The sequence below is a fragment of the Bradyrhizobium sp. WSM3983 genome (assembly GCF_000473045.1).
Taxonomy (GTDB): Bacteria; Pseudomonadota; Alphaproteobacteria; order Rhizobiales; family Xanthobacteraceae; genus Bradyrhizobium.
Genome location: NZ_AXAY01000017.1, coordinates 1 through 15,624, shown reverse-complemented (window position 1 = coordinate 15,624; position 15,624 = coordinate 1). Strand labels below are relative to the sequence as shown.

Annotated in this window: 13 protein-coding genes and 1 pseudogene; 4 read left to right on the top strand and 10 right to left on the bottom strand. The window is 59.7% G+C overall.

Annotated elements, in window-relative coordinates:
* Positions 1-16 precede the first annotated feature (16 nt).
* Positions 17-652, bottom strand: a complete 636-nt coding sequence (locus tag YUA_RS0123620) for a bifunctional 2-polyprenyl-6-hydroxyphenol methylase/3-demethylubiquinol 3-O-methyltransferase UbiG (protein ID WP_198029497.1) — start codon at positions 650-652, stop codon at positions 17-19.
* 1,253 nt (positions 653-1,905) lie between these two features.
* Between YUA_RS0123620 and YUA_RS50120 the strand changes: the two genes are divergently transcribed.
* From YUA_RS50120 to YUA_RS0123595, 4 genes are all read left to right on the top strand, one after another.
* The gene (locus tag YUA_RS50120; protein WP_198029496.1) at positions 1,906-2,064 is read left to right on the top strand and encodes a hypothetical protein; all 159 of its coding nucleotides are present in this window, start codon (positions 1,906-1,908) and stop codon (positions 2,062-2,064) included.
* 897 nt (positions 2,065-2,961) lie between these two features.
* Positions 2,962-4,161, top strand: a complete 1,200-nt coding sequence (locus YUA_RS0123605; protein ID WP_027532925.1) for a pyridoxal phosphate-dependent aminotransferase — start codon at positions 2,962-2,964, stop codon at positions 4,159-4,161.
* Positions 4,162-4,203: 42 nt separating this feature from the next.
* Positions 4,204-5,046: an isocitrate lyase/phosphoenolpyruvate mutase family protein gene (locus tag YUA_RS0123600; RefSeq protein ID WP_245285241.1), complete on the top strand. Its 843-nt coding sequence runs from the start codon at positions 4,204-4,206 to the stop codon at positions 5,044-5,046.
* Positions 5,047-5,402: 356 nt separating this feature from the next.
* Entirely contained in the window at positions 5,403-6,311 is a 909-nt protein-coding gene (locus YUA_RS0123595) for a LysR family transcriptional regulator (RefSeq protein WP_027532923.1), read from the top strand.
* A 697-nt stretch (positions 6,312-7,008) separates the two neighbouring features.
* Here YUA_RS0123595 and YUA_RS47025 read toward each other — a convergent pair.
* From YUA_RS47025 to YUA_RS0123540, 9 genes and pseudogenes are all read right to left on the bottom strand, one after another.
* Positions 7,009-8,112 (bottom strand): amidohydrolase, encoded by a 1,104-nt coding sequence (locus YUA_RS47025; RefSeq protein WP_027532920.1) that lies wholly within the window; start codon positions 8,110-8,112, stop codon positions 7,009-7,011.
* A 319-nt stretch (positions 8,113-8,431) separates the two neighbouring features.
* Positions 8,432-8,677: a hypothetical protein gene (locus tag YUA_RS50115; protein ID WP_156947204.1), complete on the bottom strand. Its 246-nt coding sequence runs from the start codon at positions 8,675-8,677 to the stop codon at positions 8,432-8,434.
* A 396-nt stretch (positions 8,678-9,073) separates the two neighbouring features.
* Positions 9,074-9,544 carry a hypothetical protein gene (locus YUA_RS0123575; RefSeq protein ID WP_156947203.1) on the bottom strand — a complete coding sequence of 157 codons (471 nt, stop codon included), beginning with the start codon at positions 9,542-9,544 and terminating at the stop codon, positions 9,074-9,076.
* A 618-nt stretch (positions 9,545-10,162) separates the two neighbouring features.
* Positions 10,163-10,591 carry a hypothetical protein gene (locus tag YUA_RS0123570; RefSeq protein ID WP_027532918.1) on the bottom strand — a complete coding sequence of 143 codons (429 nt, stop codon included), beginning with the start codon at positions 10,589-10,591 and terminating at the stop codon, positions 10,163-10,165.
* Between the two features lie 7 nt (positions 10,592-10,598).
* Positions 10,599-11,666 carry an IS3 family transposase gene (locus YUA_RS0123565; protein ID WP_245285240.1) on the bottom strand — a complete coding sequence of 356 codons (1,068 nt, stop codon included), beginning with the start codon at positions 11,664-11,666 and terminating at the stop codon, positions 10,599-10,601.
* A pseudogene (locus tag YUA_RS51820) lies at positions 11,633-11,785 on the bottom strand (transposase); the annotation flags it as partial. The pseudogene YUA_RS51820 and the gene YUA_RS0123565, both read right to left, overlap by 34 nt.
* 184 nt (positions 11,786-11,969) lie before the next feature.
* The gene (locus tag YUA_RS0123550) at positions 11,970-13,523 is read right to left on the bottom strand and encodes a class I adenylate-forming enzyme family protein (RefSeq protein ID WP_027532915.1); all 1,554 of its coding nucleotides are present in this window, start codon (positions 13,521-13,523) and stop codon (positions 11,970-11,972) included.
* Positions 13,524-13,554: 31 nt separating this feature from the next.
* Positions 13,555-14,721, bottom strand: a complete 1,167-nt coding sequence (locus YUA_RS0123545) for an acyl-CoA dehydrogenase family protein (RefSeq protein WP_027532914.1) — start codon at positions 14,719-14,721, stop codon at positions 13,555-13,557.
* Between the two features lie 39 nt (positions 14,722-14,760).
* Positions 14,761-15,624, bottom strand: an 864-nt coding sequence (locus YUA_RS0123540; protein ID WP_027529305.1) for a TRAP transporter large permease, incomplete at its 5' end; no start/stop codon positions are given.

Below are 15,624 nucleotides of genomic sequence, written 5' to 3'. Positions count from 1 at the left end.
CTGCGCTTGAGACGTTCTAGGGTTTCCGGAATACCAAAAGCTCGTGCCCATAAAACAATTTTGTGTAATGGGAACGAAGGATCAATTGCAGATCAAAGTTTGCGGCCCATTCCAGCGCGGCTTCAAGAGGCAGATAACGGATCATTTCCCTTGCGCTGACTAAGTCATGCAACCGGTTGAGAAAGGCACTTAAGAACGGCTCGTCCGCCATGTCCTTGTAAATGAAAAAGCCGCGCGGCTTGGTTCTCTTGATGCATCCTACGAAAGTGGCATTGCGGTATTCGAGCGGAACATGGTGCATGACATCGATCATCATCACCACATCGAACTGCTCTTGGGGAACATCGTCGATCGAGTCAATGACCTGAAATGTCAGGTCAGACAGCGGATAATTTTTCGCCGCTAGCGCGGCTTGCCCAACAGCTTTCGAACTGACATCGGCTCCGTAGCCGCTCGAGATCCGACCGAGCGCTGCGAGCGTGACCAGATGCCATCCGACTCCGCAGCCAATATCAAGGACAGAGGCGCCTTGAGGTATGTGTTCAAAGAGCGGCCAAGGCGGGCAGACGTCTGGCCGATGCCGGATTTTGATCCGCTGGAGAAATCCTGCAGAGGGATATGCTGGCAAGATATCGGGGAGGGGTTGCACCACGGGGGTTCCTGCCAAAGCTGAGAGACTGAAGCGGCTCATCAATCAACGTGTGGCATGTTTCTGTCATCTAGAGCAATTACCAGCGATAGTAGTTGACCGTGGTGGACAAGGTGGAAGTTACTTTGCGTGACTTCATCTGGGGAAGTTCGGACAATTCGTTGTCGCAGGCACGCGTTGAGAGTCGTCCTCCATTGTGTTGCAGAAGCCCGAAGAGGTTGCTTAGCGTCCGCTCCAATATATCGAACATGCTCTCGACATCCGCACGAAAGCTTTCGAAGCTTTGCAAAAATCGGGGTTCCTTTGAAAACGTTGACATCAAGATCAGCCAAAACGTCAGTATATTCCTGACCATCAGCATCGCGAATGCGGATCCCGCTTTGCCGCTTCAATAATGGTGGGATCGCCATCCGGTGACGTGGTCATGAAGGCTGAGTGAATGGATTGAGCACCGATCTGGGATCCGTTTCCGAAATTTCTTCGATGTCCATACCGATCTCCGCTGATCCCGCATTCAAGACCGGCGAGAGGCCGGGATCAGGTCTGCCTGCTTCCTCCGCGGATTGGATGTTCTTGCCGCGGGTGCGCGCCCACGATGCAAGTGCGTAAAGTAACCCGCAAGATACCGCACGTGAGGAGGGTCGTTCCAACATTGGAAAGAAGGAGCTTTGAGAACCAAGCTAATGCAGTCATCAATAGCGCAAGACTAGTAGCAGGCCAGGAAAATCACTTGGCCTGCCGGGCATAACCGTCGAAGATATCTGTGAGCGCTACCAATATCGTTCGTATGGATATGGCAGGTAACAGCTCTAGTATAGCAGCCAAGCGAAAAGGATTGCTGTGGTTACGGCAGACAGAGCCCAGCAAAGTCCGATCCAGCAAAACTGACAACGTCCTCCGGTCGGCAAAGCGGTTATCTCTTGGCATAGCCCCCCTCCTGCCAGCTTCGAAGACGAGGCCATTCCAATGGATATCAGCCTCAAGGAGCTTCTAACTAAATTGAGCCCCGCGATCTCCTCTAAGAATTGGTAGGGTGCATCACCTCGGAGGGTGGACATGACGCCGAGCCGGTTCACGGAAGAATCGGGACCTTACGGGAGCTGGAAGCCGGGCGAAGACGGGCCAACGCGGGCCGCAAAGTCGGATCAGCAGCACGACCTTCTACAAATGGAACGCCAAAATAGGCGGGCTGGAAGTGTCCGATCCCAAGAAGGCGCTGGAGTATGAGAACGCGAAACTGAGGAAGTTGGCTGGCGGTGGCGATGCTCGACAACGCCATGTTCAAGGACGTCGTATCGGAAAAAGTGACGTCCGCCACAAGGCGCGAGGCCGTCGCTCATTTTCAGGTCGCCTATGATGTCATCGAGCGGCGGGCAAGTGTACATCGCAACCCCGATCGCCACGCCGACGAGTGATAGGTGCTGACTTGAGACCGGCTTTTGAGAGGATCTGAAAAAAGCATGGCGCGGATCGCCGCATCGCGCGGTGATCTTGGGGAAAATACGGATCCGCCTGCGCGTGTTCAGGCATCCCTCACGTCATGAATTTGCCGACAGTCCCGCCGTAGGTCGATTTGGCTTTAAGACAATAGAATATGCAGCGGTTGTCCTAGAGAGCGACGTTGAGTTCGCAACATGAGCCGACAGTAAACAAGTGCCCGGTTGCTTCGGACAGCAAGCACGTGCCGCGCGTTCGCTCGGACCACCTGCCTAACCAATGCACTCTCATGTTCCAAAGCATAAGCCGATTGGCCCGCCTTTTAGCTCGCTGCGGGTCAACAGGTGCAGCTTCCCTGGTTGTCGCAATTGTCTGCTGCGGGACGCGGCATCTCCATGCCACGCAAGGTAATGCTAGCGATGAATTGCATTTTCAGGACACCACGGCGCTGGGCGCTGCTACCTGTGCCCTGGCGTTAATGACCGGCACCGCGCTGGCGGACGAATTCAACACGGACACGCTACAACCACGAGCAGCTCGCGTTTCCGGTCGTCACGACCCGCAAATGCCTGCTGGCCTCCTGCGAAATCTTTGTCTCCTACCTCCTCCCCGCCGCGGCCTCGCCATGCTGCCAGAGATAGGAGGTGCCAAGCGGTATGCAGTACCGCCTTTGCGATCGATCGCAGCGGCAATACTTATCTCGCCCGACTCTCTGTTGCTGGATGGCGCGCGTCTGCAGCCGTATCCGGATGCAATGAAATTATCGCGATTTTCGATCATTTCGCTCAAAAATGCGATGACAAGATTGGTTAGATCGTTTGAGAGCAGGTAGAAGGCTTTGGCAATTTCCCTTTTGAGTTCGCAGGCCTTCTATTTTGTCTCTCATTGCAGCACGGCTCAAAGTCGTCCGCGCCTCTGAAACCAAGGCCATGACGGCTCGCGCCGCCGAATTGCGTGATCAGGGCGTCGATGTCATCACGCTCAGTCAGGGCGAACCGGATTTCGACACGCCCTCCACGATCCGCGAAGCCGGCATTCGGGCGATCCTCTACGGGCGGACGAAATATACGCCCGTCGCCGGGATCAAGCCGCTGCGCGAGGTGATCTGCAAGAGCCTCAGTCGCGATCACGGGCTCGATTACGGTATCGACCAGATCACCGTGGGTTGTGGTGCCAAGCAAGTTGTCTTCAACGCGCTCTTCGCCAGCCTCGATCCGGGTGAGGAGGTGGTGATCCCGACGCCTTGCTGGGTCTCCTATCCCGATATGGTGGCACTCGCTGGTGGGAAGCCGGTTCTCGTCCCTTGCGATGAATTCCATGGATTCAAGCTGCGTCCCGAGGCGTTGGAGGCAGCAATCACGCCGCACACCAAATGGCTGATGCTGAATTCGCCATGTAATCCGACGGGTGCGGTCTACACCCAAGGCGAGTTGGTTGCACTCGCCGCGGTGCTGCGCCGGCATCCCCATGTCCATGTATTGTCCGACGACATCTATGAGAAGCTCACCTACAACGCGGCCTTCGCGACCATGGCCGCGGTCGCGCCGGATCTCTATGAGCGCACACTGACGGTCAACGGAGTGTCCAAGGCCGACGCCATGACCGGCTGGCGTGTCGGTTACGGCGCGGGACCTTCGTCACTTATCAAGGCCATGAACCTCGTCCAAGGCCAGACCTCCTCGCACACCAGCTCGATTTCGCAATATGCCGCCATCGAGGCGTTGTCCGGCGGCAGGAGTCATATCAAGGAATTCTCGAGCGCATTTCTCGAGCGCCGCGATGTCGTCGTCACCAAGCTGAACCAGGCGGAAGGGCTTTCGTGCCGGGTGCCGGACGGAGCCTTCTACGTTTTCCCCTCCTGCGCGGGTGTGATCGGCAGACGCACGCCAGATGGCAAGGTGATCGAAACCGACACCGATTTCGCCATGTATCTGCTCGACGCTTTCGCCGTGGCCGTCGTGCCCGGCAGCGGCTTTATGGCCTCACCCTTTATCCGCATTTCCTATGCCTCCTCGCTCGAGGACCTCACTCGCGGGTGCGATCGCATCATCGCAGCCTGCGCGGCTCTGTCCTGAAAGGTCTCTCCGATGTCCCCCGCCAAACGCCTCCGCTCCCGCATGACCGAGACCGGCCTTGTCCACATCATGGCCGCTCATAGCCCGTTTTCGGCGATCCTCGCAGAACAAGCCGGATTTGATGGCGTGTGGGCTTCCGGTTTCGAACTGTCGGCGCTTTATGGCCTGCCGGACATGAGCCTGATCTCGATGACCCAGCATCTTGACATGCTGTGGGCGATCGCCGGACGCACGACCCTTCCGATCGTGGCCGACATCGATACGGGCTACGGTAATGCGGTCAATGTCATTCATGCCATCGGCGAATACGAGCGGGCCGGCGCCAGCGCCGTTGTCATCGAGGACAAGACCTTTCCGAAAGTGACAAGCCTTGTTGCCGGCGGCCGCCAGGAACTGCTGCGCGTTGAAGAGTTTCAGGGCAAGATCGAGGCTGCGGTTTCGACGAGACGAGACCCAAATTTTCTGGTCATCGCGCGCACCGAAGCCCTGATCGCAGGCCTTGGCGAAGCGGAATCCCTCGATCGCGCGAAAGCTTATGTAAAGGCCGGCGCCGACATGATCCTGATCCATTCGAAAAAGAAGGATCCTTCCGAGATCGAAAGTTTTTCGCGGGCCTGGGCCGGAGCCGTGCCGCTGGTCATTGTGCCGAACGCCTACCCGGATCTCGACGCCGAGCGCGTCAAGGCGCTCCGCAACATACGCATGATGATCTACGGCAACTATGGCATCCGCGCTGCCGCAACTGCCATGCAGGAGACCTTCCGCCGAATTATCGCCGACGGTGGCGTCCAGAACGTTCACAAAGACATTCTGCCGGTGGAGGAAATTTTCAGACTTCAGAAGATGGACGAGGTTAAGGCCGCTGAAGCTCGGTTCCTCCGCTGAACGCAGCATTCTCCCCGCCATCAAGATTTCAATGCAGTAAGTGGCGTCTCAGCGCCTGTCAGACGATCACGAGGCCGATGCTGCAGGTCGATTGCGAGGACAGGCATCGACGACCATTCTCACGGGGCGCTTAAGATGCGGCTCCGGGGGAAGATCGATTGACGTGATGGGCCTGCGGTACGGGTCGTGCCTATTTCAAGCGCGCAGGTTTTATGCGCGAACCATCATCGACAAGCAGCAATCCGGCTGTAAACATCAAATAAGCGATAAGCATCGAATAATGTGATGGAATATCTTCGGTTGATAATGCACCACCGCGAAATGAGCGGACATCCCAGGACCCGCCGGAATAGAAGATGGCCAGCGACGACGATGAAGTGCCCATCAACGCGATTCGGGTGTTCGTGGCGATTGCGCGAGAAGGAAGCGTCACGCGCGCGGCCAGCGCGCTGGGAGTGACACAGAGCTCGGTCAGCCGCTATCTCGCCGTGCTGCAGGAGTATCTGGGGACCGACCTCATCGCGCGACGCGGGAAACGAAGCGAATTGACGGAATTCGGAAGGCTTTTTGCGAACACGGTCGCCGAACCATTGGACACAGTGTGCTTCACCGCAAAAAGGATGCGCCGGCGGACTCGCCCAAGCGCCAACCGGATTGTGGTGCGGACGTCGCTTTCGACGTTCGCCTACTCCCTTCTGATTCCGAATCTCCAGGCATTTTCCGCCGAGATGGGTGGCGTCATCGTGGATGTCACGAGTTCACTGTCTCAGCCGACATCGTCGGACGACTACGACGTGTTGATTACTCGCGATCTTTCGATGATCGAACCGGCCGACGATTGGGAGGTCTACAACGAGCAACTCGTCTGTGTAGGCTCGCCAAATCACGTGAATGGCAAGAACCTCTCGATCGTTCGCTCTATGCCAATTCTGAACATCACATCCCGGCCCGACATACTGCCCACCTGGCTGCGCGCGATGAGCCTGACCTTTGCCGACATCAAGTCGGGCGCGCGATACGATCACAATTACCTTGCTCTACCGGCGGTCATGACGGGAAAATGCCTTCTGGTGGCACCCGAAATTGTTGTCAGCGATTTGGTGCGCGGAGGCGCTCTGCACGTCGTGCCGGGATCACGGACCGGCAGCGGCATGCAATATCGCGCCTATGCGGTGGACCGCAGTGACAATTCTGAAATCTCTCGGGCCTTTTGCCGGTGGCTCGTCCGTCTTTGCAAAAAGGCCGCCCTCCTCGAAGCCGCTTGAGATCGTGTGAGCAACCGCGGCTCCTCTCAAGTAGCAAACTCTCGCTATTGAGACCGCTCCCGCTCGGACCCACAGCGGCAGCCATATCGAGCGGTTGAGGGGACCTCCATCACCGCCGCGAACTGGCCAGCCCGCTAAGTCCCGGACGAAACGAAGACGGCTTACCAGCTCGCGGTTTCCGGAAGCTCAAGTAACTCTAAAGTTTGGGCGGAAGCGAGCGCCGCGCGCGAGCCTGTTCGTTGGCCTGGATCATTCGCTCCGAGAGCCGCGAATGGTAGGGCGCGCTGAGCAGCATCAAAAAGAGCGCCCGGTCGGCTTCATAGCGAGCCGCGGATCGGCTGCTTCTCGAACCTGTCATGACCAGCGTACCTTCGGTCGTGAGAACCGACCACACCCATCTTTGTCTGCGCTGTTCCAGGACAACTTCGAAGATTGGAAGTCGATCAGACATGGCATCAGCCCCTCAACAGATAACCTCCACCCGTCGTCTGGATTTCTGCATCCATAGCCAAACCTATGCGGTTCCGGCTTGCTCTTCCGCTCGACCGGTTCTACGCGCATTCGGTGTGGGTTCTCGGAAAGCTTCGATGGACCCCCTCGACCTGCCAGTTCCTCGAGCGAAATCTCTTCGGCGGCGAGCCCGCGCTCCGTTGGACGATGCTCATTTGGTCATTTCGGCAGGTGTCCAGGTTTTGATTCACCGAAATCGATAAAGGGCCGCAGGCGTCTCGCCGAGGATCCGCCCTCGGGCGTCTTCGTCCGGGACGAGTTCCTGAAGCCACTCAAATGTCTGCGCATAGGATGGCGCGTAGGCGTGGGCGGCTGCGACGTGCGGCCACTCCGAGCCCCAGAGCAGCTGTTTCGGCCCGAGCTCCTGCAGCATCCTGGCCGCAGCTGTCTGGGCCCAGCCGTCTGGGACGCGTCCGATCCCCGACAGCTTCACCCACACCTCGGCGCCCTGCGCGAGCGCGAGGAGCCGCGCGAGGCGAGGATCCCAGGCGGGATCGCGGGTGCTGTCCGCAAGTCCGAAGCCGCGGAAAACCAGTCGATGGCCGTCCGCAAGAAGCGGCTCTGCAAGGTGCTCACGTCCTTCCAGGCCACCCGACACCTCCAAGTGAAAGCCCAGCTGGAGGGCGGCTTCAAGGGATTCGGCCAGTGGATCTGGATCGGTCAGGGTTAGCGTCAAACCGACGGCGCCTGATCGAGCCCACCCCTCCAGCACTTCAGGCGCCAGCGGTTGCTCGAGGGGAGGAACGAGCCTCACCGGCATCCGGGCCTGGCTCGCCTGGGCGAAGAGCTCGGCCGGGTCGCCGTTCAGGAAGGCAGGCTGGACCAGGACCAGCCCGGTGATCTCCGATTCGCGTGCGGCGCCTTCCAGAGTTTCCATGGAGCCGTCGATGATGGGCGCAGCCTGCCGGCTCTTAAGACGGAAAGCATGCACCTCGCAGTCGATCCTCATGAAACGTCCTCGCCGCAGAGCTCCGCCGGAACAAAGTTCAAAAGACCCCAGCTCATACACCTGTCCATATTCTCGATGCCAGCACGAGAGTGGGACTTTCCAACTCCTGCTCAAGCACGCCGCCGGTGACGCCGGCTGCGCATCCGCGCGATGAAGGTCGGCCGCCATGATCTCACCGATAGGGCCGAATCCGCACATGGAGTGTTCGCGCGCCACTGCAGATTCGGCCTCGCTGCAGATGCTCTTCTTGGTCATTTGGTCGGCAATGCAAGTCTCGTTACGGAAAAAAGATATGGGATGCAGATAATTCAACACGGTCCGGTTCTGTTGCAGTGACGCCATTCGGAAGCCCCGCCTCTTTGAGGGCTTACGATCATTTCGCGCGATGCAAATACCTTGCGAGCGAAATCCAGAATCGTTCGCAGTGCCGTGCGCGCAATTGTCCTCCTTCCGCCACTGTCAGAATCGGCATTTGTCGCGATTGCCACGCTGTGGCCGGGCTCCGTCATATGCTTGCGGTCGGCTCGAACCGGAAGGCCTACACGACGTTTGTGCGTGCAGCATGACTTCTCTGGTAACACCGAACTCCTTGGCAATCTCGCCTAAGACATTTATCTCGTCCGGATAGCAGTTCCTTCTGCTGCAAGCTCGCAACGCAGGATCAGATCACGCAGAAATCCAGCAATTTTTGCGCCATTGCGCAGAATTCCAGAGGATGGCCACCTTCCGCAATGACCAGTGATTTACGCGCCATCGACAAGGCAAGGCGCCTGCCCTCGCTTTCCGGCAGCCGGATGGCCGCCGGAACTGGAGCGGCCGGCGATTGAGGGTGGGCAGTCGAAGATCTGGCAGCCATAACAGCAGCGAACTCACCGGCGACGCCATCCTGACCTGGGGCTCGGGACATCAAGGCCGTCGACACGAAGCAGCATGGGCCTCGTTCAGTCTAGCTTCGCACGCAGGGGCAGCGTTGCAAAACTGAACACGTGAACCAGAAAGCAAAGACCATGACCGAGCACACAGGGCACAACTTGCATGCAGCGCGGCGTGACCTCAGGCCTCAACCGCGTTTGGAGTGCAAAGTGCGTCGTGGCGAGCTGCTACTTGATTTGTCGGCCGGCTCCTTGATCATAGATCGATCATCGATTTTCGAAACAACGACGACACGGTGCTCGGTAACCTTTGTAGCTTCAAACAATGCGAACAGCCGCGACCACAACATCACGCGGGCCAAGAAGGCGCCCCCGGCCCCGCTCTTGGCAGGAGTGCAAACGCCGTCGAGGAGCCCGATCGTGGAGAACCGTCAGACCTGCATCCACGGGGCGGACTTGGGCGCTCGGAGTGCGATCCAATCAGGATCCGACCACGGCCGCTCCACCTCAAAGCTGAACAAAGGGATTAGGTAGTCGCGAATGATGATCGTGACGTGAGCTTCGCTGGCCTCATCCTCGGTCAACTGCCTGGTCTCATCGGCATCCGCATCTTGAGCTGTGGTCTGGATCAAATGCCTTCTTCCGAAGGAAAACCTCACATCATCGAAAAGGAACAGAGCGCCAGGCCTCAACAGCCGCACTGCTGCGATGGCGGCCGCCAGATCGACATAGATCGAATGGCTACCATCGAGATAGACGATATTGAAAGTTTCTCGATTCCTCGCCAAGCGAATCAAGTTGAACAGGAATGTTCCTGCCGCATTCCCCAGAAAGGTGATGTTTCGATCGGGCGATGACCGCGCAGAAGCGTGAGTACCAATAGCCGCCGGGCTCGGCGGCAATGTCCTCCTCCGGCAGATTGCAGCGTCACGTGCCTGCGCTTGAGCCGCGGTGCACGGCTACGCTGTCGCTCGTCGGCAAGCCGCCCCTGCCCGTGGGCTCCCCAAGACGGATCGGGCAAACAGCCTGAGCTTCCAAAACCGCGTCCGGCGACCAACTCGGGCCCCCGGCCTCGAAGCGTCGGATCGTCACCCGCATGGTCGAGGGCGCCGCTCGACCCGCCTGCAATCTCGCTGCTCGGCAGTCTGCGCGTTCATCCTCATCATCGCACATGGCGCATCGCACGCCTCTCCGTCGGCATCCGTGGTGCCCGTTGCAAAGCAGAAAGGGGCGACTGTATGGGAGCCAGTAGAGGCCGGGGACATCCCGGAATCTTGCGCGACCTCTTCTTGGAACGGAAGCGACTTGAGATCAGAATGGCGGGAGAGAACATCTCGGACCGAGGGGCGACATAGAGCGGATTCCGCACTCCGGGTAACGGTTCGAGTTCGAACAGACATATTCACGTCCTCTATCAGCCTCACAATTCGCTCTCACCCTCGCCGCAGACTTTCCTTTCTCCGCATGCGAACGTTGCGGCTCTTGAACGCCCTATCCCAGCAGGCGCCGCTCCCTCAATTTCAGCCGTTATGGCCCCCTTCCTTCCACAGCATGAAGTCGATCTTTCCGGGGATATCAAGATGCTCAGGAGAATCGGGAGAGAAAAGCAGACTGCCATCGCGCGCGAATTTGGAAATCGCCGTCATTCGCTGCAATGTAGTTTTCTCGCGTTGCTTTTCCGACTTTGGAGCCGAATACAAAGCGCGTCGTGAGGTGACGTTAAGATGATCAGCTATGCGCCACACACGATTCAAACGCACGCGGAATGCCGCGGAGAAGTTGATCGGGTCTGGAATGAAGATCGAGAGATTGCGTACGCCCATCTCGTCGAGCATCTCCAGGAGCTGGTAGAGTACTAAATGGTGATCATTCGTGTTACGTAGCAGCGGAAACTGGTTGTAGAGCCTAATCCTTCGCTTTCGAAGTTTTTCGACCTTTTGGCCTGCCACTGAATTTTCATCCAGCAGCAGTTAGAGTCTCGGGGTTTTGTATGCCAAGTGGCGCGGATGGAGCAACGGACGATCGGCGGAGCTGGTCGGGGTTGCGCAGCCGATCGTCCGTTGCGGTGAGGTGAGCGGCATAGGCCGCGGGGGTCAGGTATTTCAGCGACGAGTGAGGCCGCCGGATGTTGTAGTCGGCGATCCAGTTGGCGATCTTCGCGCGAGCGTCATCCAGATCGAAGAACAGGGTCTCGTTGAGCAGTTCATCGCGCATCCGGCCATTAAAACTTTCGATGAAGCCGTTCTGCATCGGCTTTCCCGGCGCGATAAAGTGCCAATCGATGACCGTGTCCTTGCTCCAGGCGAGCATGGCGTTGCAGGTGAACTCGGTGCCATGGTCGGACACGATCATTCCTGGCTTGCCGCGTCGCTCGACGATTGCGGTCAGTTCGCGGGCCACCCGCCGCCCCGAGATCGACGTCTCCGGAATGGCGCCCAGGCATTCCTTAGTGACGTCGTCGACGACGTTGAGAATGCGGAAGCGCCGGCCGTTGGCGAACTGGTCGTGGACGAAGTCCAGCGACCAGCGCGCGTTTGGCCTCGCCTCGATCAGGATCGGGACAAGGGCCCCCACAGCTTTGCGGCGAGCCCGCCGCTTGCGGACGGTGAGCCCTTCCTCACGATAAAGCCGGTAGATCCGGTTGATCCCCGATGGCTCACCCTCCCGCCGCAGCAGGACGAACAACCGGCGGTAGCCGAAACGCCGCCGCTCGTTGGCGAGATCGTGCAACCGGCTACGCAGAGCCGCGTCTGCAGGGCAGCGGGAGCGATAACGGACCAACTTCCGATCTGCGCCCACGATCGAGCAGGCCCGCCGTTCCGACAGGCTCATGACGGCCTGCAGATGCACGACCGCAGCGCGCTTGGCGGCGGGCCCTACCATTTTTTTGAAAGCAGCTCGCGAAGGGCGGCCGCGTCGAGCATCTGCTCGGCCAGACGCTTCTTCAGCTTCGCGTTCTCCTCTTCTAAGGTCCTCAGCCGCTTCGTCTCGGAAACGTCCATGCCGCCGAATTTGGCCTTCCAATTGTAGATCGTCGCTTCGGAGATCCCATGCTTGCGAGCCAGGTCAGCCGTCTTCGCCCCAGCCTCATGCTCCTTCAATACCGCGATAATCTGCTCTTCCGTGAACCTTGCTCGCTTCATTTGTCCGTCCTTTTTCGGGCCGGACTCTAACTCCTTCTGGAGGAAATACTCAGTGGCAGGGTCACGTCACCAGTGCTTCGGTCAGAGTCACCGGCTCTGCGGTCGCCTGCCCGCGCACGACGAGATCGCCGTCGCGGATCAGGCCGGCGAAATCAATCGGTGCTGCTTCCTGCGGCATCGCCGGCTAGTCCATCGGCTCAAGGCGCGCGGAGGATTCGCCGAGCAGCGTGCGCAGCTCCGTCTTCACGATCTTGCCGTAGCTGTTCTTCGGCAGCTCACTGGTGAGATAATAATGCTTCGGCCGCTTGAAGCGCGCGATCCAGGCTTTGCAGATCTTGTCGAGCTCGTTGCATGTTACCCTCTTGCCCGTCACGGGAACGACGACCGCAACGACCTCCTCGCCCCATTCCGGATGTGGCCGGCCGATCACCGAGACTTCGGCGACCGCCTCGTGCCGCAGCAGCACTTCCTCGACCTCGCGCGGATAGATGTTGGTACCGCCGGAGATGATGACGTCCTTGGACCGGTCCTTCAGGGTAAGGAAGCCATCCGCATCGAACGCGCCCATGTCGCCGGTGTAGAGCCAACCGTCGCGCAGTGTGTTCGCAGTCGCCTCCGGATTCTGCCAATAGCCGGACATTACGGTATCGCCGCGCACGATGATCTCGCCGATCTCGCCAGGCGCGACATCGCGCCCCGCCTCGTCCACGGTGCGGACCTGCACCACGCCCTGGGAGATGCCGACCGATGCAAGGCGTTCCTCGTAGCGTGGATGTCCGGTATGGACATGCATGGATTTCGGCAAATACGTGATGGTCATCGGCGTCTCGCCCTGACCATAGATCTGCGCGAGTTTTGATCCGAATACGGAAAGCGCCGCTTTGCAATCGGCGACATACATGGGACCGCCGCCATAGATGATGGTCTTCAGCCCCGGGGCGCTCACGCCCGCAGCTTCCGCGGCGACCGTCAGACGCCGCACCATCGTGGGTGCGGCGAAAAAAGAGATGCCGTCGCGCCTTGCCGTCAGATCGAGGATCTCGTCGGGCTCGAAGCGACAGCTTTCGGGAATGATCTGGGCCCCCATGCCGAGCACATGCGGCACCATGTAGAGGCCGGAGCCGTGCGACATGGGCGCGGCGTGCAAGAGCGCCTCGCCGGGCACGATCGGGTTGATTTCGGCGAGATAATTCAGCGCCATGACAAGCAGGTTGCGATGGCTCAGCACCGCGCCCTTGGGCCGCCCCGTGGTGCCGCTGGTGTAGAAGATCCAGGCCGGATCGGTGATCGCGACATCGGTAATCGCGATACCATCGGCCCTTTCGAAGCTACGATGCTCCGCTGAGCCGATCTCGACGATGCACGGCTTGCCTGCGCCGAGCGCCAAGGCTTCCGAGGCGACGCTCGACATGTCCTCGGTCACGAACACGACCGCGGCGCCCGAATTGTCGAGAATGAACGCGACCTCGCGCGGATGCAGCTTGGCATTGATGGGAACAGCGACCAGCCCGGCATGCCAACAGGCGTAGAGACAGGCGACATAGTCGGGCTCGTTCTTCATCAGAAGCGCGACGCGGTCGCCTTTGCCAAGACCAAGGCGCTTTTGCAGCGATACGGCCAGCGACGCCACCGTCGCGGCGAGCCGGCCGTAATCGGCCACCGGCGTCAATCCCTTGAGCAACGCCGGCGCAGAGGGATCGGCTCTGGCGGCACGCAGCAGATGATGAGCGAGGTTCATGGCGATCCTGCCAAATTATCCGCGGGCAAGATTAGTACGATTTGGCGAGGCCCAGCACCTTTTCCGCGATGAAGCTGAGCGCGAGTTGCGGACTGACCGGGGCGATGCGCGGGATCAGCACCTCGCGCAAGTACCGCTCGACGTGGAACTCCTTGGCGTAGCCAAAGCCGCCATGGGTCATCACCGCCTGCTCGCAAGCCGAGAAGCCGGCCTCGCCCGCGAGATATTTTGCGGCATTGGCCGCGGCGCCGCAGGGCATGCCCTTGTCGTATTGCCACGCCGCCGACATCACCATCAGCCAGGCCGCCTCGAGCTCGACCCAGTTCACCGCGAGCGGATGCTGGATGCCTTGATTTTTGCCGATCGGACGATTGAACACGACGCGTGTCTTGGCGTATTCGGTCGCGCGCGACAGCGCGAGCTTGCCGAGACCGACGGCTTCCGCCGCGATCAGGATACGCTCCGGGTTCATGCCCTCGAGAATGTACTGGAAACCCTTGCCTTCTTCGCCGATGCGGTCCTCCATCGGGATCTCGAAATCCTCAAAGAACAGCTCGTTGGAATCGACGATCTTGCGGCCCATCTTCTCGATCTCGTGGACCTTGATCTTCGTGCGGTCGAAATCCGTGTAGAACAGGCTGAGGCCGTGGGTCGGCGAGCGCACCTCCTCCAGCGGGGTGGTGCGCGCCAGCAGCAAAATCTTGTGCGCGACCTGCGCGGTGGAGATCCACACCTTCTGGCCGTTGACGATGTAGCGGTCGTTCTTGGCGACCGCCCGGGTCTTGAGCTGCGTGGTGTTGAGGCCGGTGTTGGGCTCGGTGACGGCAAAGCAGGCCTTCTCGCGGCCCTCGACCATCGGCGGCAGCATGCGCTTGCGCTGCTCCTCGGTGCCGAACACGACGACGGGATTGAGACCGAACACGTTGATGTGCACCGCAGACGCACCGGACATGCCGGCGCCGGATTCCGCGATCGTGCGCATCATGATCGCGGCTTCGGTGATGCCGAGCCCCGAGCCTCCATATTCCTCCGGCACGCAGATGCCGAGCCAGCCGGCGTCGGCCAGCGCCTTGTGAAAATCGTGCGGGAAGCCGCCGTCGTGGTCCTTCTTCAGCCAGTAGGCATCGGGAAAGCCTTCGCAGATCTTTGCGATGGCGTCGCGAATGGCTTCCTGCTGATCGGTGAGCGCGAAATCCATGTTCTTGATCTCCTTACTGGGAGCCGCACGGCTCCGATCTTAGCGTCCCATCTGCGAGGGCAGCCAGAGAATGATCGACGGAAACGCGACCAGAATCGCGATCGCAATCAGGTGCGCGATGAAATGCGGGAAGGTGCCATGGAACACCTCCGCCACCGGCCGCTTCGCATAGCGGGCGACGATGAAGCAGTTCAGGCCGACCGGCGGCGTGATCATGCCGACTTCGGCGGTGACGATCTTGATGACGCCGAACCAGATCGGGTCGAAGCCGAGCGTCTTGATCAGCGGCAGCACGATCGGCACGGTCAGCACCAGGATCGCGATCTGGTCCATGAAGGAGCCGAGCACGATGTAGCCGCACAGGATCAGCGTGATGATGACCCAGCGCGAGGTCGGCAAGGAGCCGATCCAGGCGACTAGATCCTGCGTCACGTGGGTGAGCGTGAAGAAGTAGCCGAAGATCGAGGCACCGACCAGGATCATGATGATCATGCAGGTGCCGTGGCTGGCGCGCAGCAGCGTCTTGTACAGCGAGGTCGGCGTGATCTTGCCCTTGACGATCGCCAGCAGAAAGGCGCCGAACGCACCGAAAGCCGACGCCTCCGTCGGTGTCGCGACGCCGAGATAGATCGTGCCCGTGACGATCGAGAACAGCACCACCATCGGCGAAACCTGCCACAGCAGTGCGAATTTTTCGCGCCACGGCACCGATTTCGCGGCGGGTGCACGCGACGGATCCTGCCAGACCAGGAAATAGATCGTGGCCATGATGGTGAAGGTAACGAGGATGGCGGGGATGATGCCGCTGATCAGGAGTTTTCCGATGTTCACCTCGGCGAGCAGGCCGAAGATAACGAGCGCGACGCTGGTCGGCAGCAGCATCGACAGCGTGCCCGAGATCGC

Coding starts and splice junctions, on each gene's coding strand:
- YUA_RS0123600 (WP_245285241.1), top strand. CDS start 4,204: ATGACCGAGACCGGCCTTGTCCACATCATGGCCGCTCATAGCCCGTTT.
- YUA_RS0123595 (WP_027532923.1), top strand. CDS start 5,403: ATGGCCAGCGACGACGATGAAGTGCCCATCAACGCGATTCGGGTGTTC.
- YUA_RS47025 (WP_027532920.1), bottom strand. CDS start 8,112: ATGGCGTCACTGCAACAGAACCGGACCGTGTTGAATTATCTGCATCCC.
- YUA_RS50115 (WP_156947204.1), bottom strand. CDS start 8,677: ATGTCCCGAGCCCCAGGTCAGGATGGCGTCGCCGGTGAGTTCGCTGCT.
- YUA_RS0123550 (WP_027532915.1), bottom strand. CDS start 13,523: ATGAACCTCGCTCATCATCTGCTGCGTGCCGCCAGAGCCGATCCCTCT.
- YUA_RS0123545 (WP_027532914.1), bottom strand. CDS start 14,721: ATGGATTTCGCGCTCACCGATCAGCAGGAAGCCATTCGCGACGCCATC.